Source organism: Thermodesulfobacteriota bacterium (genome assembly GCA_025062045.1).
In the GTDB taxonomy this organism is placed as follows: domain Bacteria; phylum Desulfobacterota; class Syntrophorhabdia; order Syntrophorhabdales; family JANXAF01; genus JANXAF01.
The window spans coordinates 48,770-73,248 of record JANXAF010000001.1; the positions used below are offsets into that span (position 1 = coordinate 48,770).

The 24,479-nt window shown below is 42.7% G+C and carries 22 protein-coding genes and 1 tRNA gene; 8 read left to right on the forward strand and 15 right to left on the reverse strand.

Annotated features, from left to right (window positions below; translation table 11 throughout):
• Nucleotides 1-6: 6 nt before the first annotated feature.
• The 5 genes from NZ583_00285 to NZ583_00305 form a co-directional block, all read right to left on the reverse strand.
• The gene (locus tag NZ583_00285) at nucleotides 7-1,065 is read right to left on the reverse strand and encodes a glycosyltransferase family 9 protein (GenBank protein ID MCS7280055.1); all 1,059 of its coding nucleotides are present in this window, start codon (nucleotides 1,063-1,065) and stop codon (nucleotides 7-9) included.
• Nucleotides 1,052-1,471 carry an acyl-CoA thioesterase gene (locus NZ583_00290; protein ID MCS7280056.1) on the reverse strand — a complete coding sequence of 140 codons (420 nt, stop codon included), beginning with the start codon at nucleotides 1,469-1,471 and terminating at the stop codon, nucleotides 1,052-1,054. Before NZ583_00290 ends, NZ583_00285 begins: the two co-directional genes overlap by 14 nt.
• Nucleotides 1,472-1,490: 19 nt before the next feature.
• Entirely contained in the window at nucleotides 1,491-2,366 is an 876-nt protein-coding gene (locus NZ583_00295) for a radical SAM protein (protein ID MCS7280057.1), read from the reverse strand.
• On the reverse strand, nucleotides 2,363-2,641 hold the full coding sequence (locus tag NZ583_00300) for a septum formation initiator family protein (protein MCS7280058.1): 279 nt from the start codon (nucleotides 2,639-2,641) through the stop codon (nucleotides 2,363-2,365). Before NZ583_00300 ends, NZ583_00295 begins: the two co-directional genes overlap by 4 nt.
• 96 nt (nucleotides 2,642-2,737) lie before the next feature.
• Nucleotides 2,738-3,082, reverse strand: a complete 345-nt coding sequence (locus tag NZ583_00305) for a hypothetical protein (protein MCS7280059.1) — start codon at nucleotides 3,080-3,082, stop codon at nucleotides 2,738-2,740.
• A gap of 92 nt (nucleotides 3,083-3,174) precedes the next feature.
• Between NZ583_00305 and NZ583_00310 the strand changes: the two genes are divergently transcribed.
• Complete coding sequence (locus tag NZ583_00310; GenBank protein MCS7280060.1) at nucleotides 3,175-3,828, forward strand: nitroreductase; 654 nt, start codon at nucleotides 3,175-3,177, stop codon at nucleotides 3,826-3,828.
• 2 nt (nucleotides 3,829-3,830) lie between these two features.
• Here the strand turns inward: NZ583_00310 and NZ583_00315 are convergent, their stop codons facing one another.
• The 4 genes from NZ583_00315 to NZ583_00330 all read right to left on the reverse strand — a co-directional run bounded on the left by NZ583_00315 (nucleotide 3,831) and on the right by NZ583_00330 (nucleotide 7,913).
• On the reverse strand, nucleotides 3,831-6,263 hold the full coding sequence (locus tag NZ583_00315; protein ID MCS7280061.1) for a glycogen/starch/alpha-glucan phosphorylase: 2,433 nt from the start codon (nucleotides 6,261-6,263) through the stop codon (nucleotides 3,831-3,833).
• A gap of 17 nt (nucleotides 6,264-6,280) precedes the next feature.
• Nucleotides 6,281-6,356: transfer RNA gene (locus tag NZ583_00320), tRNA-Pro, on the reverse strand.
• Between the two features lie 8 nt (nucleotides 6,357-6,364).
• The gene (locus NZ583_00325; protein MCS7280062.1) at nucleotides 6,365-6,583 is read right to left on the reverse strand and encodes a NifU family protein; all 219 of its coding nucleotides are present in this window, start codon (nucleotides 6,581-6,583) and stop codon (nucleotides 6,365-6,367) included.
• Between the two features lie 58 nt (nucleotides 6,584-6,641).
• Entirely contained in the window at nucleotides 6,642-7,913 is a 1,272-nt protein-coding gene (locus NZ583_00330; protein MCS7280063.1) for an endonuclease Q family protein, read from the reverse strand.
• 81 nt (nucleotides 7,914-7,994) lie between these two features.
• Here NZ583_00330 and NZ583_00335 point away from each other — a divergent pair, with 81 nt between their 5' ends.
• Nucleotides 7,995-9,050 (forward strand): radical SAM protein, encoded by a 1,056-nt coding sequence (locus NZ583_00335; GenBank protein ID MCS7280064.1) that lies wholly within the window; start codon nucleotides 7,995-7,997, stop codon nucleotides 9,048-9,050.
• A 10-nt stretch (nucleotides 9,051-9,060) separates the two neighbouring features.
• Here NZ583_00335 and lon read toward each other — a convergent pair whose 3' ends face one another.
• The 3 genes from lon to NZ583_00350 all read right to left on the reverse strand — a co-directional run bounded on the left by lon (nucleotide 9,061) and on the right by NZ583_00350 (nucleotide 14,318).
• A complete protein-coding gene (gene lon / locus NZ583_00340; GenBank protein ID MCS7280065.1) occupies nucleotides 9,061-11,409 on the reverse strand; it encodes an endopeptidase La in 2,349 nt (782 codons plus the stop codon).
• A 9-nt stretch (nucleotides 11,410-11,418) separates the two neighbouring features.
• The gene (gene dnaK / locus NZ583_00345; GenBank protein MCS7280066.1) at nucleotides 11,419-13,329 is read right to left on the reverse strand and encodes a molecular chaperone DnaK; all 1,911 of its coding nucleotides are present in this window, start codon (nucleotides 13,327-13,329) and stop codon (nucleotides 11,419-11,421) included.
• Between the two features lie 101 nt (nucleotides 13,330-13,430).
• On the reverse strand, nucleotides 13,431-14,318 hold the full coding sequence (locus NZ583_00350; GenBank protein MCS7280067.1) for a DMT family transporter: 888 nt from the start codon (nucleotides 14,316-14,318) through the stop codon (nucleotides 13,431-13,433).
• Between the two features lie 75 nt (nucleotides 14,319-14,393).
• Between NZ583_00350 and NZ583_00355 the strand changes: the two genes are divergently transcribed.
• The 4 genes from NZ583_00355 to NZ583_00370 are packed head-to-tail and all read left to right on the forward strand — an operon-like array spanning nucleotide 14,394 to nucleotide 18,824.
• Nucleotides 14,394-15,587: an MFS transporter gene (locus NZ583_00355; protein ID MCS7280068.1), complete on the forward strand. Its 1,194-nt coding sequence runs from the start codon at nucleotides 14,394-14,396 to the stop codon at nucleotides 15,585-15,587.
• Nucleotides 15,588-15,608: 21 nt separating this feature from the next.
• Entirely contained in the window at nucleotides 15,609-16,358 is a 750-nt protein-coding gene (locus NZ583_00360) for a QueT transporter family protein (protein MCS7280069.1), read from the forward strand.
• Entirely contained in the window at nucleotides 16,358-18,073 is a 1,716-nt protein-coding gene (locus tag NZ583_00365; GenBank protein ID MCS7280070.1) for an energy-coupling factor transporter ATPase, read from the forward strand. Before NZ583_00360 ends, NZ583_00365 begins: the two co-directional genes overlap by 1 nt.
• Complete coding sequence (locus tag NZ583_00370) at nucleotides 18,030-18,824, forward strand: energy-coupling factor transporter transmembrane protein EcfT (GenBank protein MCS7280071.1); 795 nt, start codon at nucleotides 18,030-18,032, stop codon at nucleotides 18,822-18,824. The genes NZ583_00365 and NZ583_00370 overlap by 44 nt, the downstream gene beginning before the upstream one ends.
• A gap of 7 nt (nucleotides 18,825-18,831) precedes the next feature.
• On the opposite strand, the gene NZ583_00375 is transcribed toward NZ583_00370, so the two are convergent.
• Nucleotides 18,832-19,833 carry an NAD(P)-dependent glycerol-3-phosphate dehydrogenase gene (locus tag NZ583_00375; GenBank protein MCS7280072.1) on the reverse strand — a complete coding sequence of 334 codons (1,002 nt, stop codon included), beginning with the start codon at nucleotides 19,831-19,833 and terminating at the stop codon, nucleotides 18,832-18,834.
• A gap of 13 nt (nucleotides 19,834-19,846) precedes the next feature.
• On the reverse strand, nucleotides 19,847-22,270 hold the full coding sequence (gene gyrA / locus NZ583_00380; protein MCS7280073.1) for a DNA gyrase subunit A: 2,424 nt from the start codon (nucleotides 22,268-22,270) through the stop codon (nucleotides 19,847-19,849).
• Nucleotides 22,271-22,355: 85 nt separating this feature from the next.
• Here gyrA and NZ583_00385 point away from each other — a divergent pair, with 85 nt between their 5' ends.
• Both NZ583_00385 and truA read left to right on the forward strand, forming a co-directional pair.
• Nucleotides 22,356-22,562 carry a hypothetical protein gene (locus NZ583_00385; protein MCS7280074.1) on the forward strand — a complete coding sequence of 69 codons (207 nt, stop codon included), beginning with the start codon at nucleotides 22,356-22,358 and terminating at the stop codon, nucleotides 22,560-22,562.
• Complete coding sequence (truA, locus tag NZ583_00390; GenBank protein ID MCS7280075.1) at nucleotides 22,559-23,338, forward strand: tRNA pseudouridine(38-40) synthase TruA; 780 nt, start codon at nucleotides 22,559-22,561, stop codon at nucleotides 23,336-23,338. Before NZ583_00385 ends, truA begins: the two co-directional genes overlap by 4 nt.
• Here truA and NZ583_00395 read toward each other — a convergent pair.
• The gene (locus tag NZ583_00395) at nucleotides 23,317-24,423 is read right to left on the reverse strand and encodes a DUF362 domain-containing protein (GenBank protein ID MCS7280076.1); all 1,107 of its coding nucleotides are present in this window, start codon (nucleotides 24,421-24,423) and stop codon (nucleotides 23,317-23,319) included. The two genes, truA and NZ583_00395, sit on opposite strands and share 22 nt — an antisense overlap.
• Nucleotides 24,424-24,479 lie beyond the last annotated feature (56 nt).

Consider the following 24,479-nt stretch of genomic DNA (forward strand, 5'->3'; position numbering starts at 1 on the left):
TCTTACTCAACCTTCTTTGTCAAGGGATTTTACAACTTCCAAGACTTCTTTTGGGGTTATTTCCCAAAGACACCTTCTGTCCTTGCAGTTTCTATTTTTACAAGGGTTGCAACCTATGTTTTTTTTCACGATTCTCACATTTCCAAAAAAGGGGCTGTTGATCCTCTCGTCGGACGGCCCAAATATCACAACAATTGGAGCTCCACTCAAACTTGCAACGTGTGTTATACCCGAATCTCCGCCAATGTACATATCCACCTTAGAGAGAAGAGCTAAAAGCTGAGGCACAGTTGTGGGACAACTTATCTTGACGTTTTCACCGAGTCCATCTTTAAGCATTTGAGCCTCTATTCTCTCCTCTTTTGTTCCCCAAAGCAGAATGATTGAAGCTTTAAACTCTCTTTGAATTTCTCCTATTAGTTCACGGTAGTACTTGAGTGGCCATCTTTTATAAAGGCCTTTTTTGCTCGAAAAAGGGTTGACGGCAAAGACTTTTCCATTAAAACTTTCCCTTCGAAAAAAGTCTTCTATGTACTCTCTTTCTTTTTCAGGGATAGTGAAGGGAACTTCAGAAATAGTTTCCCTTATGTTCAGATGCTTTACGATGAGCATATTTCTATGTACTTTGTGCAAGAAAGGATCAAATCCATTTACTTTTTCGTTGTAAAATAAATCCGCAAATTCCTTCACGTAAGGTTTTCCAAACCCTATGATTCTTTCTCCCTTTGCAAGGGCGCAGATGATACCAGTCTTTAAGATCCCATGAAAGTCCAAAATCAAATCGAACTTCTCCTTCCGTAATAACCTTACGAAACTGAGTAACGTCTTTGCGGCCTGAATCAATCTTCCAGTACGAAAGTAATTAAAAATTTCGTATCTCGGAAATTTTATCACTCCGTCGATAAAATCGATGCATTCCAGAAGCCCTATGGATGAGCCCTCGCACACCCAGTAGATTTTAGGATCTGAAAGACCTCTCTTTAAGGCGTAGATTGCAGGAAGTGTCATTACCACATCTCCAAGGGAAGAGAGCCTAACTACTAAAATGTTCTTAGGCTGTGGCATCTTTTAAAATCTCTAGAAATTCGGAAGGGAACGAGACAGGTTTCCTTTTGGTGTCAACGCACACATGCCTTGTGTACCCCCTCACGATATCCTTTCCGTCCTTGGTGATTATGTACTCAAATTTGAGACTTCTCGATTTGAGCTCGCTGACACTCGTGCGAACGATCAAAAGGTCGTCGTAGGTTGCCGAGGAAAGATAGTTTATGATAAGTTCCGTGACGACCAGATAATAACCTCTTTCCTCCAACTCCCTGTAGGTAAAACCTAGATGTCTTAAGTATTCGCTTCGGGCTATCTCAAAATATATGGGATACGTCCCGTAATAAACTATCCCCATCCGATCCGTGTCGGCGTACCGTACCCTTATTGGCACATCTATGTACTTTCTTTGGCTATCTTTCTCCATCACCCCACCTTTTCGGGAATTAAAGGGCTCTTAAGTATTCTGGTCTCAAAAAAGAGGGATCTTTAGTCGAGAGTACGTATCTTATAGCCTGGAGCATCTTTTCTTTTTCCTCAGGTAACCATCCTTTAAGAGCAAGATAGTTGGAAGCGTGGTTGGATGCGAAAAATGTTCTTTTAACATTTATATTCTCAACCATGGTGTAAAGTTCTTCAAGGAGTTTGTACCGATCTGGAAGTTTGAACTTTCCTTCTCTTTGCTCTTCTGCAAGTGGCGTACCCGGTATGATGATAAGAGTTAAGGCACCTACATAGTCAGGCTCTATGCGGCTTAAAAGTTTTCCGGTCTCCTCCGCATGGATTCTGCTCCTCTCCTCACCACCAACGCCCAAAAGGACTGTAACGGAAAGTAGGATCCCGGCCTCTTTCACTCGCCTTGCCGCTTCTTCTATTTTATCTATGGTCGTTCCCTTATTCATTCTATCCAGTGTGACCTGATCTCCTGATTCTACACCGAGATAGATAATCCCAAGCTTCAATTCTTTAAGACTTCTTAAATCATCAACGCTTTTTTTCAAAATTGATTTAACATTTCCGTAGATCCCTATCCTTTCAAGCCTAGGAAAAGTATTCCTTATCTCGGCAAAAATAGGAAGAAGCATTCTCTGTGGCACGACCAAGGCATCGCCGTCGGCAATAAAAACCCTCCTTATTAGCCTTGCGTACCCTTTTGTCTCTTTTAAGTCCTCCTTTATCTCTTCTAGAGATCTCACTTTAAACCGTTTCTCTTTATAAGAACCGCAGAATTTGCACTTGTTATGGCTACAGCCTATGGTGACCTGTAGTATTAAGCTTTCTGCCTCGCTTGGAGGTCTGAAGATAGCTCCTTCGTACCTCATCGTTCGAACCTATAAACCTTTTCTCCCTCCCTTATCAGTCCGTACTTTTTACGCACTATATCTTCAAGATACTCTTTATCGTTCCTTAACCGGTCAATTTCCATTCTCATATTTTTGTTTTCCTCTTGAAGCATAGCGATTCTTTTAGTTGAATCTCTGAGATTTTTTTTAAGTTTCAGATACGTCAAAAGCCCATCCTCTCCAAATATCAAAACATAAAGGAGTGAAAGCACAAAAATGAATAATAAGGCTCTATTTGCGGCTCCTTCAAGCATCCGAACATATATTAGCGGCTAACCGGGAAAATGTCAATTTTCGGATACTTGCCAAAAGACGCACCACCCAACGCAAAACCCTTCCTCATCCTTTATTCACTTTTTTATGACCTCAATTTCAATTTGGTCATTAAACTCTTTTTTTAGTTCTTCATTTAGCCTTTCCAAGTCAGACAGCGTTTCACATTCAAAAACGAGGTCTCTGTCATCGAGGACCTTCAAAACACCGTATTTTCGCACTATCTCGATCACTCTTTTAGGATCTACAGTTATCCATCCTTTCATCCTCATGAGCAGTTCTTCTCCTTTGAAAGATCGCTCTATCGTAAGATCTATTTTTCTCATTTTTGCATCCCACCCTATAAGTGCCGGTCGAACCTGTATGGGAGTTACAGGGTCACCTAAAGCTGCACATCGAAACCAGAGTTTGGCTCTTACCATGCCCTTTCCCTCCTTTTGTATAATTTTTCACATTTTCATCGTAATATCAACGGTGGTATAATTTCGAGCCAAGTAATCTCAGGAGGTCAAAGATGGAGCTCATCGAAGCAATGAAAACGAGAAAAAGCGTTAGGGCCTTCAGGGATGATCCGGTTCCGAAAGAGAAAATAGAAGAGATTCTAAAGTGTGCTTTACTTGCGCCATCAGCAATAAATTTACAACCTTGGGAGTTTTTCGTCGTATCGGGGGAGGAAAAGCAAAGACTCTCGAGACGCCTTATTAAGGCTTACCAGGAAAAAAGGATACCCTGCGGTCCTGGAAACGTAAAACCACTCCCCGAAACTTTACTTAAGAGAGGACAGGACTCTTTTGTCGCCCTGAGTACCTACGTGAAACAGATTGGCCGAGAGTTTGATGAGTTTATAAATATGGGAAGTTGCGAATTCTATGGGGCTCCTACCGCCATTATCATCTGTCTTGATTTGGCTTTTTCGCAAAGAAGGTTCATCGATATAGGTATTGTACTCGCATATATTCTTCTTGCTGTCCACGATTTCGGCCTTGGCGCATGTCCAATAGGTCTTATAGCCGCATACGAGGATGAAATCAAGGAGGTTTTAAACATTCCAGAAAATAAGACTGTTGTGATCGGGGTCGCAGTAGGGTATCCTGACTACGAGAGTCCTGTCAATGCCTTTAAAGCTCAAAGGGATGACTTGGATAAGTTTGTTCGCTGGATAGGATGATCCTAATCTATCGGCTTAACTTTCCAAATCTTCTCTGCGTACTCTTTTACCGCTCTGTCAGATGAGAAATTCGAAGATCTTGCTATGTTCAATATAGCCATCTTTTGCCAGAGGAACTTATTAGAGTATGTCTGGGCAACACGGTTTTGGCATTCCACGTAAGATTCATAATCTAGAAGGACAAAGTACTGATCTTTACTTAAAAGAGCATCTACTATAGGCCTAAAGAGGGTTCTGTTCTCCGGAGAAAAGTAACCATCCCTTATCTGATCGATCGCTTTTTTCAGCTCACCTATCCTCTCATAATACTCCATCGGGCTATAACTGCTTCGGATCTTATCGAGTTCTTCAACTGTGGCACCGAAGGCGAAGAAATTCTCTTCTCCTACTGCTTCTCTTATCTCTATATTTGCCCCATCTAGCGTACCAATCGTCAAAACCCCATTCATGGCGAACTTCATGTTACCTGTTCCGGATGCCTCATACCCTGCAGTGGAGATCTGTTCTGAAAGGTCTGCGGCTGGAATTATCTTTTGCGCATGACTTACGCTGTAGTTCGGAACAAAAACGACCCTTATCCTCTCCCTGACCCAAGGAATCGAGTCTATGGCCAAGGCAACATTATGGATAAGTTTTATTATCAGCTTGCAGATATAGTATCCAGGCGCGCTTTTTCCAGAGAATAGAAATATCCGTTTTTCTATTTCACTGTCGAATCTTCCCTCCATTATGCGGTTAAAAAGGGTGATTATGTGGAGAACGTTTAGTAACTGCCTTTTGTACTCGTGGAATCTCTTTATCTGGCAGTCCAAGAATGCGGTATTATCGAAGTCTATTCCAAAAATTTTTTTAAGGAACTCTCCCAGTTCCTTTTTATTCTCCTCCTTCACCTTCGCGAATTCCTGCTGGAATTCCATATCCTCTGCAAACCGTTCCAGTTTACGTATCTCTTCGAAGTTAGTCACCCATGAGTCACCAATGGCCTCCATGATGAGTGCCGAAAGACCAGGGTTTGATTCTAAAAGCCATCTCCTGTGGGTAACACCGTTCGTTATATTGATAAAGGATTCAGGCGAAATCTCGTAAAAATTTTTAAACACTTTCTTTTTCAGTATCTCCGTGTGCAATTTCGAGACTCCGTTTATAGTGTGGCTTCCAATTATTGCAAGATGAGCCATGTTTATGAGTCTTTTTCCGGACTCCCCCTTGAATATCGACACCTCCTTCAACTTTTCTTCTTCCTGCGGATAGATCTCCTTTACCTGTATGAGAAACCTTCTGTCCAACTCCTGAATTATCTCTAGATGTCTCGGTAAAAGTCTTCCAAACATTTCTTCCGGCCAGACTTCTAAAGCCTCAGGAAGGATGGTGTGGTTTGTGAAGGAAAAAGTTCTTTTCGTTATCTCATAGGCCCTCTCCCACGGTAGGTTTTCTTCGTCAACGAGGATCCTCATCAGTTCCGCAATGGCGATGGATGGGTGTGTGTCATTTAGCTGGATTGCCACTTTTTCTGGGAAGGCAAGGTAGGTGCGGTGTGTCTTTTTGTACCTTCTTATTATGTCACGGAGGGTTGCACTCACAAAGAAGTATTCCTGCTTTAGCCTCAATTCTTTACCAGCTACTGACTGATCCGGAGGGTAAAGGACCTTCGATATGTTCTCGCTTAAGGATTTGTCTTCAACTGCTTTTATGTAATCGCCGCTTATGAAGTAGTCGAGGTTAAATTCTCTTGTGGATTTAGCAGCCCAAAGTCTTAGAGTGTTAACTACGTCGTTTTTATAACCGGGGATCGGGTAGTCGTAGGCCATGGCCATGACTTCTTCGGTATCCACCCACTCTTTTCTGAATTTTCCTCCGGGTTCGACAATCGTCCGGACCTTTCCGTAAAATTTCACGAGATAGATACGTTCGGGTCTTGGAAATTCCCAGGGATTTCCGTATCTTAGCCAGTTATCGGGAGATTCGACCTGAAAACCATCCTTAATCGTCTGCTTAAATATGCCGTACTCGTATCTTATTCCGTAGCCGTACGCGGGGTACCCTAACGTGCTTAATGATTCTAGGAAACAGGCGGCGAGCCTTCCCAATCCTCCATGCCCCAAACCCGCTTCCCACTCTTCCTCAGCTATCTCCTCAAAGGTTAAGCCGAAGATCTCAACAGCGTGTTTGAATTCAGGCGGGAGACCAAGACACATAACGTAATTCCGTAAGAGCCTACCTAAAAGAAACTCAAGGGATAGATAATAGACCCGTTTGACATCGAGATGGTAATATCTCTGCTGGGTCCTTATCCACTTCTCGTTTAAGTACCTTCTCAAAGTCAGTACCGTCGCCTCGTACTTGTCACGGGGCGTTGCGGAATAGAGATCTTTGGCCAGTCCGTAAACGAGACTGTCCATTAAGTTGGAAGAGATTTCTTTGATCGTTAGTGTCACGGTAGGCTAGATCGATATCGGGGCGACTGGATTTGAACCAGCGACCTCTTGCTCCCAAGGCAAGCGCGCTTAACCATGCTGCGCCACGCCCCGAAACTTCATTAAACTGATATGACCTCTTTTACCTCAGGTACCTCATCTTTGATAGCCTTTTCTACTCCCATCTTTAACGTCATAAGGCTCATAGGACAAGCGCCGCAGGCTCCTTTAAGTCTCACCTTTACTATCCCATCTTCGTAATCTACGAACTCTATGTCGCCACCGTCCCTTTGAAGAAATGGCTTTATTTTTTCTATTGCTTTCTCAATCCTCTCGCGCATATTACCTCCTTTTTGAAAAATAGTATAAACGGAAAGTGAAAAAATTGTAAACAGATAACTAGTCGAAAAGAGTCCACTGTCTTTTCTTTTCTAATCCTTTTTCATCGTCGAATATTCTTATTTTGCCGTAGACACCGTCATAACCGGGACTGATCTTTATATCTCCGGATCTTACTTTACTTACGCCTTGAGCGACTAGGAATGAATACTTTGAAATTTCGTCTATATCGGCTTCGGTTAGGATGTAAAATTCATTTCCAATCGAACTTATAAGTTTTAAGTACTCACTCTCCGCAACACTCGATGATGGGCTAACACCCAAAGCCTCCGATATAATCTCGATCAGTGGAACCAAAGAAACGTACGAGGAAGCACCTTCTGGAATTTTGCCATCCTCCCTGTCGGCTAAAACTTCGACCCTGTGCATCACTCCAACTGTGAGTTTTTCTCCACATCTGGGACATAAATAGTTTAGCCGCATCGTCTCTTTGGGCGAAAGAACCACACCACACTCTCTGTGCCCATCAAAATGGTATTTACCTTCTTCGGGAAAGAACTCGCAAGTTCCAACAAAACCCCTCTTTGTTACTATGGCTTCTCTTATCGAATCGTACGATAACTCACAGTCGAATATGTTCGCCTCCCTACCTATCCTAATGGGCGAATGGGCATCCGAATTGGAAAGCAGTGTTAATCTGTCGAGGTCCGAAACTCTCCAATTCATAGGAGGATTGGAGGAAAGCCCAGTTTCTATAGCGCATATACAATTCGTCAATTCTTCAAAACACTCTCTTAACGAATCGAAACCCGATTCAGAACCGAAGACCGAAAAGTGGGGTGTCCATGCGTGGGCAGGAATAAAAATCGCATCTTGACAGATGTCTGTTACAATCTTTAAAAGATCTTTTACATCCAATCCCAGAACAGGCCTTCCATCAACATCAAGGTTAGCCATTCTGGAAAGCGCGAGCTGGACTTTAAGCGCATGCTCTATCGTAGGTAAAAGAATGAGTGTATGGATCTTTCTCAGCTTGCCATTCTTTTTATAGATCGTGCTTATCTCACCTGAAACCATAAAATATGGCTCCGACTTTACCTTTGGAGGAACATCTTTTGGTCTAAAATCTTCTTTTAGGGTGTATAGGCCGTTTTGGGCTCTTTTTAGTTTAATTGTGAGCTCTTTAAGCCAGAGGGGGTGGGTAAAATCACCGGTTCCTATCACGTTTATACCCTTTATCTGAGCCCACATCCAAAGCTTTTCCGGTGTCATTTCCCTACTTGTGGCTCGAGAGTAACGAGAATGTACGTGCAAGTCCGCAAGAAATCTCATGGCGTGAGTATAACACATAAGTCAAAAACTTGAAATCCCAAAGTAAATGGCTATATTCAAATTAGGAATCATGGAGGGATTATGTACGAGCAAGGACCTATAAGGCCACCAAGTGAAGCAACGAGTCTCCTTGTGAGAGTCACAAGGAACTGTCCTTGGAATCAATGTATTTTTTGTCCCGCATACAAGGGTACCAAGTTTTCGAGAAGGACTGTTGAGGAAGTGAAAAGGGATATAGATGAAATGGCAGAAGAGTATGAACAGTTCTCTCGGGCCGTACTGACAGTCTTTCTTCAAGATGCAGATAGCCTCATCATAAAGACTGAAGATTTAATCGAAATACTCTCCCATATAAAGAAAAGATTCCCTACCGTACGAAGGATAACTTCGTACGCCCGGGCAACCACGCTCAGAAAAAAGAGCTTAGAGGAGCTTAGAATGCTAAGGGCGGCAGGACTAAACCGGATACATGTGGGGATGGAGAGTGGTTCAGAGGAAGTACTTAGGCTTGTAAAAAAGGGCATCACCAAAGAAGACATAATAGAGGGTGGCCTAAAGGCCAAAGATGCTGGGATGGAACTTTCAGAGTACATAATGCCTGGGCTTGGAGGTAAACTTTTAAGTGAGACACATGCAAAAGAGACTGCGGAAGTCCTAAATATCATTGAGCCCCATTTTATAAGGGTTAGAACTTTTGCAATCCACCCTCTCTCTCCTCTTGCAAGGATGGCCAAAGAAGGGACTTTTATCCCTTTAAACGACGAAGAGATAGTGAGGGAGATAAAACTTCTTTTGGAGAATTTAAAAGAGATGAGAAGTTACTTTTCTTCGGGGGACTTTAGCCTCAATCTACTTATGGAACTGGATGGTTATTTGGGCGAAAAGAAAAGAGAAATGCTTGACCTTATAGATAGGTACCTCTCTTTAGACGATACTAAAAAAAAGGTCTACTCCCTCATAAGGAGAGCTTTCCTTTTCAACTATCCACTCGATGTTTTGGAAAATGAGGAACTAGTATCGAAACTCTCAAAAGAGATTGAAAGGATCGAAAGCTCATGGAGTGAGGGATTCGACGAGTACATAAGGTACCTGATGAGCCATCAGCTTCCGCAACCTCAGAAAGCATCGTGGAACTGAAATAGACCCGTTACGTAAGGGATACCTGTATCGCCTCATCCATCTTCTCGATGAATACGAACTCCATATTCTCTTTCACGTTTTCCGGAACCTCTTCCAAGTCCTTCTCATTTAGTTTGGGTAAAATCACAGTCTTAATTCCTGCTCTTTTCGCTGCAAGGACCTTCTGCTTTATTCCGCCAACCGGAAGAACGAGCCCTCTCAAAGTTATCTCTCCAGTCATAGCCACATCATTCCTTACTGGTCTGTCGGAAAGAAGCGAGACCAATGCCACAAGCATAGTGATTCCCGCTGACGGACCATCTTTAGGGATAGCTCCCTGCGGAACATGTATGTGGATGTCATGCTTTTCGAAGAAATCTTCAGGGATATTGAATTCTTGGGATTTGCTCCTCACGTAGCTCAAGGCAGCCTGGGCAGACTCTTTCATAACATCACCTAAATGACCCGTAAGGCAGAGATTACCTTTCCCCCTCATCTTTGTTGCTTCCACAAAGATTATGTCCCCACCTGTTGGCGTCCAGGCAAGCCCTGTCGCAACTCCTGAATACTTTGTTCTTTCGGCCACTTCTGAGAAGTATTTTATGGGACCTAAAAACTGATGGATATTTTCCTCCGTAATTATCCTTTTTTCTGTCTTCCCTTCAGCCACGTCTTTTGCAACAGCTCTGCAAATTGTGGCTATTTCCCTTTCAAGATTTCTTACACCAGCCTCCCTCGTGTAGGATCTTATTATCGCCCTTATAGCGTCGTCTTCGAAATCGATGTAATCCGATGTAAGCCCGTGCTCGGCTATCTGTTTAGGAATGAGGAACTCACGGGCAATCATGAGTTTTTCCTCATCCGTGTATCCTGGAAGCTCAAGGATCTCCATCCTATCTCTCAAGGCCGGAGGAATAGGGTCAAGCATATTTGCCGTTGCGATGAACATCACCTTTGAAAGGTCAAACGGTACTTCAAGATAATGGTCACTAAATGAGAAGTTCTGCTCGGGGTCCAAAACTTCAAGAAGGGCACTGGATGGATCTCCTCTAAAGTCCATTCCTATTTTGTCAACCTCATCGAGCATAAACACAGGGTTATTAGACCCTGCCTTCTTTATTCCCTGGATTATTCTCCCAGGAAGGGCACCAACATACGTCCTTCTATGACCTCTGATCTCTGCCTCATCTCGTATTCCGCCCAAAGATATTCTTACGAATTTCCTCCCTAGTGCCCTCGCAATGGATCTTCCGAGGGATGTCTTTCCAACACCGGGTGGCCCAACAAAGCACAAAATGGGTCCTTTCATATCTGCCTTAAGCTTTCTTACGGCAAGATATTCAAGAATCCTATTTTTTACCTTGTCTAAGTTATAGTGATCCTCGTTGAGGATTTTTCTCGCCTCCGCTATATCAAGATTATCCTCGGTCTGCTTGGACCACGGAAGTTCAACGAGCCAGTCAAGATAAGTCCTTGAGACAGTGTACTCAGCGGACATAGTACTCATTCTCGATAGTCTTTCCAACTCCTTTTCTGCTACTTTTTGAACCTCAGGAGGCATTTTGGCTTCAGCTATTTTCTTTCTCAGCTCTTCTATCTCCGCAAACTTATCATCAGTTTCACCAAGTTCTTTCTGAATGGCTTTTAGCTGTTCCCTTAGGAAATACTCCCTCTGTGTCTTATCTATCCCCTCTTTTACATTCGACTGAATCCTACTACTAAGTTCAAGGGTTTCCAGCTCCCTGTTAAGAAGAATCGTGACCATCTTCAAACGGTCCTTAAGATCTATCCGTTCGAGAATGTCCTGTTTTTCAGCAACACTTATATTTATGGTCGATGCGATAAGATCTGCAAGATTCCCGGGAGATTCTATTTTTTGGGCTATCTGTGCCAGTTCACTTGAAAGGTAAGGAGCCATTTCGACAGCCTTTTTGTAAAGGCTTTTCAAGTTTATATACATCGCGTCAATCTCTATGTCTTTTTGATACTCTTCGAAGATAGGAAGGATTCTCGCTTTTATATAGGGCTCTCTGGCAGTGAACTCTATCAGTTTGAACCTGCAGATCCCCTGAATCACTATCCTCTGGCTTCCATCCACCATTTTGACCATCTTCATAACAGTAGCGACGCATCCTACCGTGTAGAGATCTTCCGCACCGGGATCTTCAATGTCAGGATTCTTCTGGGTAAGGATCCCAATTATCCTGTCTTTTGCCATCGCATCTTCAATGAGGAGGATTGATTTCTCCCTCCCGACGACTAAAGGCATGACTAGGTCCGGATAAGCCACGGTCCCCCGGAGAGGGAGAATTGGGACTTCACTTGGGATTATAAGTTTATCTTTTAAGCTTTTATCACTCCGAAATCCGATAACCATTTAGCCTCCTTATTTTTTCACATCCTCAAACTCTGCATCGAAAACCTCTCCATCACCCTTCGACCCTCCATGGGATCCTCTGCTTTCCTGTCTCTGTCCAGCATATCCAGCTGTTTCCTGTGCCCTCCTGTAAAGAGCCTCCGCTAATCTATGAGAAGCCTTTGTAAGTTCATCTAGAGATCTCCTTACCCTACTTATGTCACCACTCTTCAAAGCATCTTTGGCAGTAGACAGAGTATCCTCTATGCTCCGGATATCTTCCGTAGAGAGTTTGTCCCTATTTTCATTTAGAGTCTTCTCGGTAGTATAAATCAGATTGTCGAGCTGATTTCTAGTTTCGACCTCTTGCCTCTTCCTTCTGTCCTCCTCGGCGTACATCTCCGCTTCCTTTATCATCCTTTGGATCTCCTCTTCGGTAAGACCGGTGGAAGCGGTTATCTTTATGTTCTGTTGTTTACCTGTCGCCAAATCCTTTGCCGTGACGTGAAGAATACCGTTGGCATCTATGTCAAACGTAACTTCTATCTGAGGAACTCCCCTCGGAGCCGGCGGTATTCCCACGAGATGGAACCTGGCAAGAGTCCTATTGTCTTTCGCCATTTCCCTCTCTCCCTGCAAGACGTGTATCTCCACACTCGTCTGGTTATCCTCGGCTGTTGTGAATATCTGACTCTTCCTCGTCGGAATAGTCGTATTTCTCTCGATGATCTTCGTCATTACGCCACCTAGAGTTTCTATTCCTAAAGAGAGAGGAGTAACATCGAGCAGAAGAACATCTTTTACCTCTCCGGCGAGGACACCACCTTGAACTGCTGCACCGAGCGCGACAACTTCATCAGGGTTTACTCCTTTGTGGGGTTCTTTTCCAAAGAAATTCCTCACGAGTTCTTGTACTTTCGGGATCCTCGTAGATCCGCCAACCAAAATAACTTCATCTATTTTGTCAGGAGTCAGCTTTGCGTCCTCTAAAGCCCGCTTACAGGGTTCAAGCGTTCTTTGGATTATGTCATCGGCGAGCCTTTCAAGCTCCGCCCTTCTTAGCTTCATGTTTAGATGCTTGGGGCCAGAACTATCCGCAGTAATAAAAGGAAGGTTTATCTCCGTCTCTAACGTTGTAGAAAGCTCACATTTTGCCCTTTCAGCAGCTTCCTTTAACCTCTGAAGGGCCATTCTATCTTTTGAAAGATCTATACCGTGTTCCTTTTTGAACTCGGAGATAATCCAGTTTATGATTCTCTGGTCTATATCGTCTCCACCAAGATGTGTGTCTCCGTTTGTGGCCTTCACTTCCACCACGTTATCTCCAACTTCAAGGATCGAAATATCGAAGGTTCCGCCACCGAAGTCGTATACTGCAATTATCTGATCTTTCTTCTTATCGAGCCCGTAAGCAAGAGCTGAAGCAGTAGGCTCGTTTATTATCCTTAAAACATTAAGTCCTGCAATTCTTCCGGCATCCTTTGTGGCCTGTCTCTGAGAGTCATTGAAATAGGCAGGAACCGTAATGACAGCGTCTTCGACAGGATGGCCGAGATATGCCTCGGCAGCTCTTTTGAGTTTTTGTAGAATAAAGGCTGAAATCTCCTGTGGAGTGTACTGTTTACCCCTTACCTCAACTCTGACGTTACCATTCGCATCACTTACAACTTTGTACGGTACCATCTTTATCTCTTCCTGGACCTCGTTGTACCTTCTACCCATGAAGCGTTTTATGGAAAAGATCGTATTTTCAGGGTTAGTTATCGCCTGCCTTTTTGCGGCTTGTCCGACAAGTATTTCTCCATCTTTCGTGAAAGCCACAACACTTGGAGTTAACCTACTACCTTCTTCGTTTATGATTACTTTGGGTTCTCCCCCTTCCATAATAGCAACTACAGAGTTTGTGGTACCAAGGTCAATACCAATAACTTTCCGTGGCATAATCTATCCTCCTTTTAAATTGCTTTCTAACTTGTGGAAACTCTTGAGTTAATATAATTCCGCTCAAAATTCTTGTCAATAGAAGGGGTTTTTGGTATTTGCTATTTACCGCAGTTTGTAAGATATATCCCGGCACTTACAAGAACAAGCCCAGCAATTAGGCCCTTTGTAAGTTCTTCTCCAAGAATCACAGAGCCAAAAAAAACACCGAATACCGGAGAGAGAAAGGTAAAAACTGCAAGTTCAGAAACTGGATAGGTGTGGATCAGCCTGAACCAGCTAAGATACGACAAAAATGCCACAATAACGGACGAGTAGATCAGCGCAAGACAGGGAAGTAGACTTATCTCTTTTACCCATCGCTCCTCAAATACGAGGCTGAATCCAAATAGAATCGGCACCGAAAGTACGAGTTGGTAAAGAAAGGTGTTTATCGGATGGACCTTCTCGGCGAGATACTTTTTTATGTAGAGTGTCGTTGCACCCCAAAAAAAGGCTGCAAGTAACTCTAAGATGTCACCTATTAACATCGACCTTCCTGAATAAGATGGCTTTCCCTGAAAAACACAGAAGACTCCGAAAAACGAAAGGATAAGCCCTAAAATCTTTAGAAGAGTAAGCCTTTCTTTTAGAAAGATATACGCCCCTAAAGCAACAATTATGGGTGAAAAGTTAATAAGGATTCCAGCCCTTGTGGAGTCAGTGTATAAAAGACCGAGATAAATAAAGACAAACTCAAGTCCAAAAAGGCACCCAACCACAAACCCGTGCAAAAGTCTTCTGTCTTTGTGGAATAGAGGCTGCCGTATCTTGAGACAGTAACCGATCCCAAAAATAGAGGCGATGGAGGATCTAAGAAACGAATTGAATATGGGAGAAAAACCTGTGTTAGAAATTTTAATCGCACTGTAATTTAGACCCCAAAGTAAAGTTAAAATGAGCATGATAAAGAAACCTTTAACATCTATCTGATCTTTTTTCGAACCCATCTCCTAACCTATATAACGAAGCTTCAAAGCTGTCAACCAGTTTTCCATCTTTAGGGATCCATTTTTCCGCAATAGATGGTCTTTCAAAGATGTGATATTTTATCGAACGATTCCGAAAAGATGGAAAATAGCCTAAAGATCATACTTTTCCTCGGACTTGTGAGTCTATTTTCCGACATCACATACGAAGGCGGAAGAAGTGTTTTCGGGCCTTACCTTTTTCTTCTCGGTGCAAGCGCGGCTACAGTCGGTTTCATATCAGGTCTCGGCGAACTTATTGGTTTTGCCTTTCGATTTCTCTCTGGCTACTTAGCCGATAGAACCGGCAAACATTGGGCATTCGTTTTTGTTGGCTATTTTATAAATCTCTTTTCCGTTCCCTTAGTCGGTTTTATGCAAAAATGGGAGTCTGTATCTTTTCTCATCCTGATGGAACGCTTCGGAAAAGCGCTCAGGACCCCGGCAAGAGACGCAATAATAGCGCAATCTTTGAAACCGGAAAAGAGAGGTTTCGGCTTTGGTCTCCACGAAGCATTAGATCAGATAGGAGCCTTTTCTGGACCTTTAATTATGGCTTTTTTGGTGTATTTTTTTGGAAGTTACCAAAAAGGGTTACTATTTCTTTTTTTTCCGGCTCTTTTGGCCATTACTTTTCTTTTCTTGGCTAGGCGCTCTTCTACTGATGGACGGATCGCAAAAGAAGACACTAAATTACATCTAAGTTTTAGGCCTAAGAGAGAATTTCTTCTCTACGTATCCGGTATGTGCCTTTTTGGAGCAGGCTTTTGTGACTTTAGCCTCATCTCTTTTCACTTAAGGAAATCTGGTTTCCCCGATAGCTACATTCCGGTTCTTTATGCCTTCGCAATGGCAATAGATGGAGTCTCAGCCCCTTTTTTTGGAAAACTTTACGATCGGCTCGGGCTTAAAGTAATTTTTCCACCGTTATTCTTTTCTAGTCTTTCTCCCGTCTTCGTGTTTACTGGAGAATTATCTTCAGTTATAGCTGGGATGTTTTTTTGGGGTATTGGAATGGCAGTCCATGAATCAATAGCCAGGGCCCATGTGGCAAACCTTGCTCCGCCTAACTCAAAGGGAAGGGTGTTCGGAATCTTTAACGGAGCATTCGGTTTATCTTGGTTTCTTGGAAGTTCCTTATTGGGTATAGTCTACGAAATCTCAATTTCTTGGGTTGTCATATTTTCTTGCGGGATTCAACTTTTCTCAATCCTTTTTATCTCTCTTGCTATGGACAAAAAAACCCAATAAAATTAAGGATCGGGAGGAAAATTGAGGTACGCGATTTTAATGTGGGGAAATACGCGAATGATTGTACTTTCGGCCACATGTGCCGCGATTTACGCTGCAACCTTATTGGCTTTTAAGACCGCAATCCCCTTAATTCCCGGAATCACTGAGGTTAGAGTGGCTAACGTCTTCCCCATGGCTTTTGGGATAATGTTCGGACCGGCCGCTGCCTGGGGTTTGGCCATAGGAAACTTAATAGGAGATATATTCGGTGGCACTTTAGGACCTGGATCCATAGCTGGGTTTTTTGGGAATTTCCTTTTAGGGTACATACCTTACGTTATGTGGACTAACTTCTTTCCGTTAAGCCCTCCTTTTTACGTTTGGGATAGAAAAAAACCGAGGCACTGGGTAAACTTCATGGTAATTAACTTTGTCTCATCCGCGTGCTGTGCTATAGTAATAAGCACGTTTCTCGATTTTTTGGGACTCGTTCCTTATCCTGTCCTTTCAAAGATAATAACGATAAACGACACCATAGGCGGAATAATCAGTGTATTTTTATTGATCGCCGTGTACGAAACTGTAAAAAAGCAGTTAGGACTTATCTGGATAGACGTCATGATGCTGGAGGAAAAAAACAAAAGAAGTCCTCTTAAAACGGTTGGTTGCTACATCCTTCTTTTTGCATCAATTTTAGGAATTTTCGGACCTCACATTCTTCCTTTATCTTACTTACATGCGGGAGCTATTGCCTCGGCCTTAATAATCGTCGGGACTTTCATCCTTTGATGGATCCCACGATCGCATTCGAAGAGCTCTCCTTCAGGTACGCGAACTCTTACGATTTTGCTCTAAAAAACATAAGCGGGATTATCGACAATGGTACCTTCCTTACAGTAATGGGTAGGACAGGGGCCGGGAAATCTACACTCTGTTATTCTTTAAACGGGCTTGTTCCTCATTTTTTCAAGGGCGATTATCACGGAAAAGTACGGGTCTCGGGGGAGGAGGTAAAAAAATCCAAGGTCTATGAAATGGCTCGAAAGGTCGGACTAGTCTTTCAAGATTTCGAAACTCAGCTTTTTTCCTCAAATGCTGAGCTCGAGGTGGCCTTTGGATTAGAAAATCTCGGCTTACCAAGGGAAGAAATTGAAAAGAGAATCGATAAGTATCTGAAATTTGTGGATCTAATAGATCTAAAAAAAAGGGACATTTCGACTCTATCCGGAGGGCAAAAACAGAGGCTCGCGATAGCATCGGTTCTATCTATGGAACAGCCTGTGCTAGTACTTGACGAACCGCTTACGGATCTTGACCCCGAGGGAAGAAGAAGAATATTGGAAATTAGGGAAAAATTAAAGAGACAAAGTGGCATAGTCATCATGGTGGATAACGATCCGGAAAATTCTTTCGACTCAGATGAGATCTGGATCTTAAAGGATGCCGAAATTTTTGCGAGGGGAAATCCTAAGGAGATCTTAAAGAGAATTGAGCTACTTGAAGCCTGTGGCATCATGGTCCCTAAGCATTTTTATTTCTTTACTGAAATGGGATTAAAGGACATCCCTTTTACGTTTGAAGATTCCATGAGGATTTTGGAAAAAGAAGGGTATCTAACAAGAAGAAAAACCTTTAACCTCTCATCAATAAAATCTGATGAGCCCAAAGAAGGAATAATCGAATTTAGGGATGTCTCGTATTTTTACTTAGATTCCCAAATTATGGCTTTACGAAACATCAATCTCACTATAAAAGAAGGAGAATTCGTGGCAATTGTAGGGTCTAACGGTTCTGGAAAGACAACCCTTGCAAAACATGCAAACGGTCTCCTAATACCGTCCAAGGGTCAGGTTCTTGTAAACAAAAAGGACACGGTTAAACTTAATCGTAAAGAACTTGCCCGACAAGTGGGATACGTCTTTCAGAATCCCGACCATCAGATCTCTTGCAGAACTGTATTTGATGAGGTGAGTTTTGGACTTTTGATGCTCGGTTTTGAAAAAAAGGAAATAAAAAGAAATGTGGAGGAGGCTTTGTGGGCAACAGGACTTGAGGGGTACGAAGATCGGTCACCGTTTTTACTTTCCAAGGGGGAGAGGCAGAGGGTAGCTTGCGCCTCGGTTCTTGCCACAAAACCACAAGTTTTAATTCTTGACGAACCTACAACGGGCCTAGATTACGAACATCAGTTAAGGATGATGGAGATGTTGAAAGAGCTCAGAAAGAAAGGCCACACCATAGTTATTATCACTCACTCAGTCTGGGTAGTTGAAAACTACGCAGATCGTTGTATTGTTATGAAGGACGGAGAGATAATAAAGGACGATGTAACAAGGAAAGTATTCTTTGACGAAGATAAGTTAAAGGAGGCGGGAGTCTATCCGTCCATTCTCACAAGGATCGCAAATAGACTGGGGACAGAATCCTTGGAACCAAAAAAAATGATTGAGGAACTGAAAGATGAGAGTTTCTCTTTACCAGGAGAAAGATACTCCAATCCATAGGCTCGACCCAAGAACGAAGATAATATCTTCCATTTTTCTTTTTTTGTGCGCTCTTACATTCAATCACCCTCTCTACCTTTTATGGCTCTTTCTACTCTTACTCGTCTTTGCTTACATTGCCAAATCTTTCTATGCCATTTATAAACTCAGGTACGTGATCCTAGTTCTATTTTCCTTCAGTTTACTTCTTTGGCCTTTTTTTGTTGAAGGTGAAAGAATAGTTTTTCACCTTTTTTCCCGTCCGATACACTTGGAGTCGATTTTGTATGCTTTTACTGTTGGTTTGAGACTTGTCTCGTTCGTGATAATTGGGCTTATCTACGTCTCAACCACTAAAAATGAGGAGACATCGTACGGTCTTTTAGCGCTTGGGCTCCCCTATCCTTTTTCTTTCGCGATATCGACCGCCCTTAGGCTTGTTCCCACATTTGTAGATAGTGCATTTACTATTCTTGAGGCTCAGATATCGAGAGGGCTAGACCTTCAAACGAAAAACCCAATAACTAGACTTAAAAGGCTTTTGGTTCTGGCTATTCCCATGTTCGTTACTGCCATCCGCGCAACAAACATGTTAGGGTGCGCTCTCGAATCGCGCGGTTTTAGCCCCTCATCTAGAAGGACTTTTTATCTTGTGCTTAAGATGGGAAAGTGGGATTATTTAACAATCCTTTCTATTTCTACACTTTTTCTTTTGTGCCTCTATGCTCGTTTTTTTCTAAATCTCGGAATTTTAATAAAAGGAAGGATATGAGTAGGCCCTACTCTTCCTCTTTCATTTCTCTTTCCTTAATGTGCTTTATCGAGTCCTCAATGCTCTTTCCCTCGTATACAATCTGATAAAGTTCGGAGGTTATAGGCATCTCTATCTTCATCCTCTGGGATAGATTGTACACAGCAAAAAGGGTGTAGTATCCTTCTATCACTCCTTTTTGAGATTCGAGAACTTCTTTTGGACTTTTACCTTTCGCTATTTCCATCCCAAAGTATCTGTTTCTACTTAAAGGTCCAAAAGATGTAAGAATGAGGTCCCCTACCCCTGAGAGCCCCATAAAGGTACTCTCTTTCGCTCCAAAAGCTTTTCCAAACCTTTTCATTTCTGCAAGGGCTCTCGTTATGTAAGCGGAAAGAGTGTTAGTCCCTAAAGAGAGGCCCTGTATTATTCCTGCTCCTATCGCCATAACGTTTTTGAGGGCACCGCCAAGCTCAACACCAACTACATCATCACTTGTGTATACCCTCAAATTAAGCCCATGCGCCAGTCTCTGAAAGTATTTTGCGCAATCCTTATTTTGGGACGCAATGACTACCGATGTAAAAACCCCGGATGCCACTTCTCTCGCAAAGGAAGGACCGGAAAGGACAGCAATTCTTTCGCCTGAATCCATAAGAATCTCCTCTGCCACCTCGCTCATCCTTTTACACGTCTCTGCCTCGAGGCCCTTTGTGAGTATAAGTATGTTTTTATCTTTAAGTGCTTCTTTTCCCATTTTTTCCATTACCTTCCTTAAGGCATATGAGGGAACGGCAAAAACGATGTTTTCTGAATAGTTCGCCGCATAGTCGAGTTCGTATGTTAGCTTTACATCATCAGGTAAAATAAAGCCTGGAAGATAAAACGTATTTTCCCTTTTTATCCCAATAATCTCAAAGAGGTCTCTTTCGTAAATCCAAAGGCAAACTTCTTTTTTCAGTTTCGCTAAATGGATCGAAAATGCTGTACCCCAAGCTCCAGCGCCTATCACTGATATTTTTTGGGACATACTTTTCCCCTTATCATTCTTCTGAAACCTTTGCAACCCCCTTAATTTTTTCATCCTCGTTCACTTTTAAAAGCTTGACCCCAATCCTTCCCCTTTTAGTCACAGGAACGTCTCTAACTCTGAACCTGGCAGTTCTTCCCTTGTCTGTAATTAGAATGACATCGCAAGAAGGTGTGACATTTTTCACACATATAACGAAACCATTTTTGTCAGTCACTTTCACATTTTTTAAACCGTATCCCCCTCTGGCCTGTGGCCTATACTCTTTTGCCTCCACACATTTTCCAAAACCCTTCTCAGTGACTGTGAAAATAAAACTTTCGTCCTTTACCGAGTCACAGGAACACACCTCATCACCTTCTTTGAGTTTTATGCACTTTACTCCGTATGAAGCTCTTCCGCTGATTCTTATATTTTCCTCCTTTATCCTGATACACATCCCTTTTTTCGTTGCGATGAAGATGTCAGATTTCCCATCAGTTTCGATAACGTTTACAAGTCTGTCATCTTTGGGAATGTTCATAACTTTAGTTCCCTTAAGCCTTGCAAAAGAAAGATCCGAAACCTTTAACCTCTTTACGTATCCTTTTTTTGTCACAAAAAACAGGAATCTTCTTTCATTCGACTCAGAAACAGGTGTTACGGCAACTATCTCTTCTCCCTGGCCGATATTTAAAAGGCTCGCCACCGGTTTACCCTTGGCATTAAGTGGTGCCTCTGGGATTGTGTAAACTTTTAGTCCGTAAACTTTTCCTGAATTAGTAAAGAAGAGTACGTAAGAGTGGGTCGATGCGATGTATATATGCTCTACTACGTCTTCCTCCCTCACCGCTATACCTATTTTGCCCTTCCCTCCCCTAGACTGGTGTTTATACTGGTCGAGCGGGGTTCTTTTTATGTAACCCTTCTGGGTTATTGTTACGACAACCTCTTCCTCCTTTATCATGTCCTCGGCAGATATCTCTGGTAACTCATCGACTATTTCCGTCATCCTATGGTCCCCGTATTTTTCCTTTATCTCCAACAGTTCTTCTTTGATTATGTTAAGTATTTTTCTCTCATCATTTAATATGGATGTTAGTCTTTGAATCTCTACACTCGTTTCGGTATAGTCTTTAAAGATCTTTTCCCGCTCAAGGGAGGTAAGTCTTTGAAGTCGCATCTCAAGGATAGTTTGTGTCTGTTTTTCTGAAAGTCCGTATGCCTTGATTAGTCCTTCTTTCGCCTCTTGAACGCTTTTTGATCTTTTAATTAGCGCAATTACCTCATCTATGTGTGAAAGGGCGACCTTTAACCCCTCAAGTATGTGTAGCTTCTCTTTGGCTCTGTTTAACTCGAATGTAGTTCTCCTTTTAACTATCTCCTTTCTAAACTGGATGAATTCCTCCATGAGCGCTTTGAAGTTTAGAGTCTTGGGCTCATTGTTCTTTATCGTAAGAAAGGTTATTCCGAATGTAGTTTGGAGAGAAGTGTGTTTATAGAGCTTATTTAAAATAGGTGTTGGATTTTCGCCTCGTTTAAGCTCGATTACGATCCTCATTCCTTCTTTGCTAGACTCGTCCCTAATGCCTGAGATACCATCAATCTTTCGCGCGTTCACAAGCTCAACAATATCTTCGATCAGTCTCGCCTTATTTTCCTGATAGGGAATCTCGGTTATGACGATCGAAGTTCTTCCATCTTTCTTGCTTTGCTCTATATGGGCTCGAGCCCTTAAAACTATATGACCTTTTCCCGTCTCGTAAGCCTCACGGATGTTTCGTTTTCCATATATTATTCCCCTCGTCGGAAAATCAGGCCCGGGTACTATTTTCAAAATCTCATCGATCGTCATATCAGGGTTGTCGATCAACTTAACAAGCGCATCGACCACTTCCCTCAAGTTATGAGGAGGGATGTTAGTTGCCATTCCAACAGCGATACCTGAAGAACCGTTTATGAGGAGATTCGGTATCCTTGAAGGAAGAACTTCAGGTTCCATAAGCGACTCATCGTAGTTCGGTCTAAAATCGACAGTATCTTTCTCGATGTCCTTTAGGAGCTCCTCTGACAACCTAGAGAGCCTAATTTCCGTGTACCTCATGGCAGCAGGCTCGTCGCCGTCTATAGAGCCAAAATTCCCCTGCCCATCTATGAGGGGGTACCGAAGTGAAAAATCTTGAACCATCCTCGCTATTGCATCGTAGACGGCCTGGTCTCCGTGGGGATGGTATTTACCTATCACATCACCTACAACCCTTGCCGATTTTTTGTAAGGTTTATCATGGAAATTTCCAAGCTCATACATGGCGTAAAGTATCCTTCGATGAACCGGTTTTAGCCCGTCTCTTACGTCAGGAAGAGCCCTTCCGATGATCGTGCTCATGGCATAATCGAGGTAAGATCTTTTCATTTCCTCTTCTATAGGAACGACAACAACGTTTTCTTTAAGCAAAATTGCCCTCCTTTGAGTTTTTGACTAAATCTATCACAAAGGCTCTCATATTGACAAACAAGGATTCTCCGTGGAATCATAAATATCCGTGACGCCCAAGAAGGCGCTATTTCTCGTCCTTACCATTTTCAGTCTCTATTCCTGCTGTGGAAAAGAAGTGAAAAGTTTGGAAGAGGAGGTAAAAATCCTCAAAGAGGAGAACGCCTACCTCAAGGCAGAAAATAAGAGTCTAAAACGGGAAATCGACGAACTGTACAAAAAACTCGAAGAGATAAGGTCAACGTGTAAAAGATGAGAAACGTAGCCATGGTTGTGGCTTATGACGGGACCGAATACCACGGTTGGCAGATACAGCCAGGTCTGAAAACTGTTGAGATGGTGCTTAAAGAAGCCATAGAGAAGGTTGTGGACCATAAAGTAACAATTGTTGCGGCGGCCCGTACTGACGCAGGAGTACACGCTTTAGGTCAAGTTGTGAATTTCAGGACTCAAACCTCTATCTCGCCCGAAAATATCTTAAAAGGCGTAAACACGTATTTGCCTCACGACATCAGAGTTATTAACTGCGTTGACGTGGAGACTAGTTTTAACGCCAGGAGGTCTGCAAAGAGCAAAACCTACATTTACGTCATATCCAACTCGCCAGTTATCTCTCCCTTTTTTTTCAGGTACAGCTGGCACGTTCCTTACGAACTTGATGTTCCTTTTATGGATAGGCTGTGTGTCCATCTTGTGGGAAGGAAGGATTTTTCGGCGTTTAAAAAGAAAGACGAAATTTACAAAAAAACAGAGAGGGAGATTTTAAGGGCAAAGGTAAAAAAAAGAGGACAATTCATTTACTTTTTATTCGAGGGAACCGGTTTTATGCGCTACATGGTTAGAACTATGGTCGGTACTCTCTTACTTGGGGGCCTCCGAAAGATCACCGAGGATGATTTTATTGGGATAATAGAGTCCAAGGACAGGGATCGGGCAGGACCCACGGCACCTGCAAAGGGTCTATTTTTAAAAAAAATAACTTATGATAGGTATTCTCTTTGCGGAAAGAATCAGATCTTGACCAAAGTATAGGTCCTATTACCCATTCCAAGCTTCTCAGCGTAAGCGAGCTGAATCTCCCAGTCCACATTTGGGTATAGATCCTTCCATTTGTCTGTCTTTGGCTCATGGGCTTTTTTTATTGCGGTTTTTGGAAAGGAGACCTCTTCATTCACAAGATCACATGAGGCTTTATCCAGTGCAACAGGATCAGTGGATGCCAAAATACCAATATCTCTAACTATGGGAGAATCGCTATTTGGATAACAATCGCATGCCGGACTTACCTGCAAAACAAAGTTCACAAAGAAAATCTTTCCTTTCTTTTGTGACCAGACCCCATAGGCGTGTTCCACCATCTTTTTCTGGAACACTTCCGGTGGTTCGTTAAAATCTATCTTTATCGCCTTACTTTCGCAAACGATTACGCATTCTGCGCACCCTATGCATTTTTTCGAATCGATCTTCGCTTTTTTCTCAACTATCTCTATTGCATCTTCTGGACAGTAGGATACGCAGACTCTACATCCTTTGCACGCCTGTACATCTACGTAGGGAGACACACTCGAATGCTGTACGAGTTTACCTTCCCGTGATGCGCAGCCCATACCCAGATTCTTAAGAGCACCTCCAAAGCCTGTGAGTTCGTGTCCTTTGAAATGGGTGACAACAAAAAGGCCATCGGCTTCGCAGATTCCGTAAGCTATGCTCACCTCTTTTAGGATCTCACCATTTATGATTATCTTTTTTCCGCTTCTTCCTTTTAGCCCATCTGCGATGATTATTGGGCAACCCGTCGACGAGTAATCGAAACCGTTGTAAATCGCTGTAAGAACGTGGGATACCGCATCGCTTCTCGATCCCTTATAAAGGGTATTCGTATCAGTGAGAAAAGGTTTCACTTTGTATTCCAGAAGCTTTTCAATGATAGGTCTTAAAAGGAGTGGCCTTATAAAGGCTGTGTTTCCTCTTTCGCCGAAATGCACTTTTATCCCGATGAGTTCTCCAGGCCTAAATGCTTTTTTCACGTTCAGTCTCTCCACCATATTACCGATCTTATCGAGAAGACTCCTTTTGGGCTCCGTCCTTAGATCAGTAAAGAATACTTTGGACATCACTTAGGCCTTTGAGTTTAATTTGATGCAAAATTATGTTAAATGATTCTCTGTTTGTC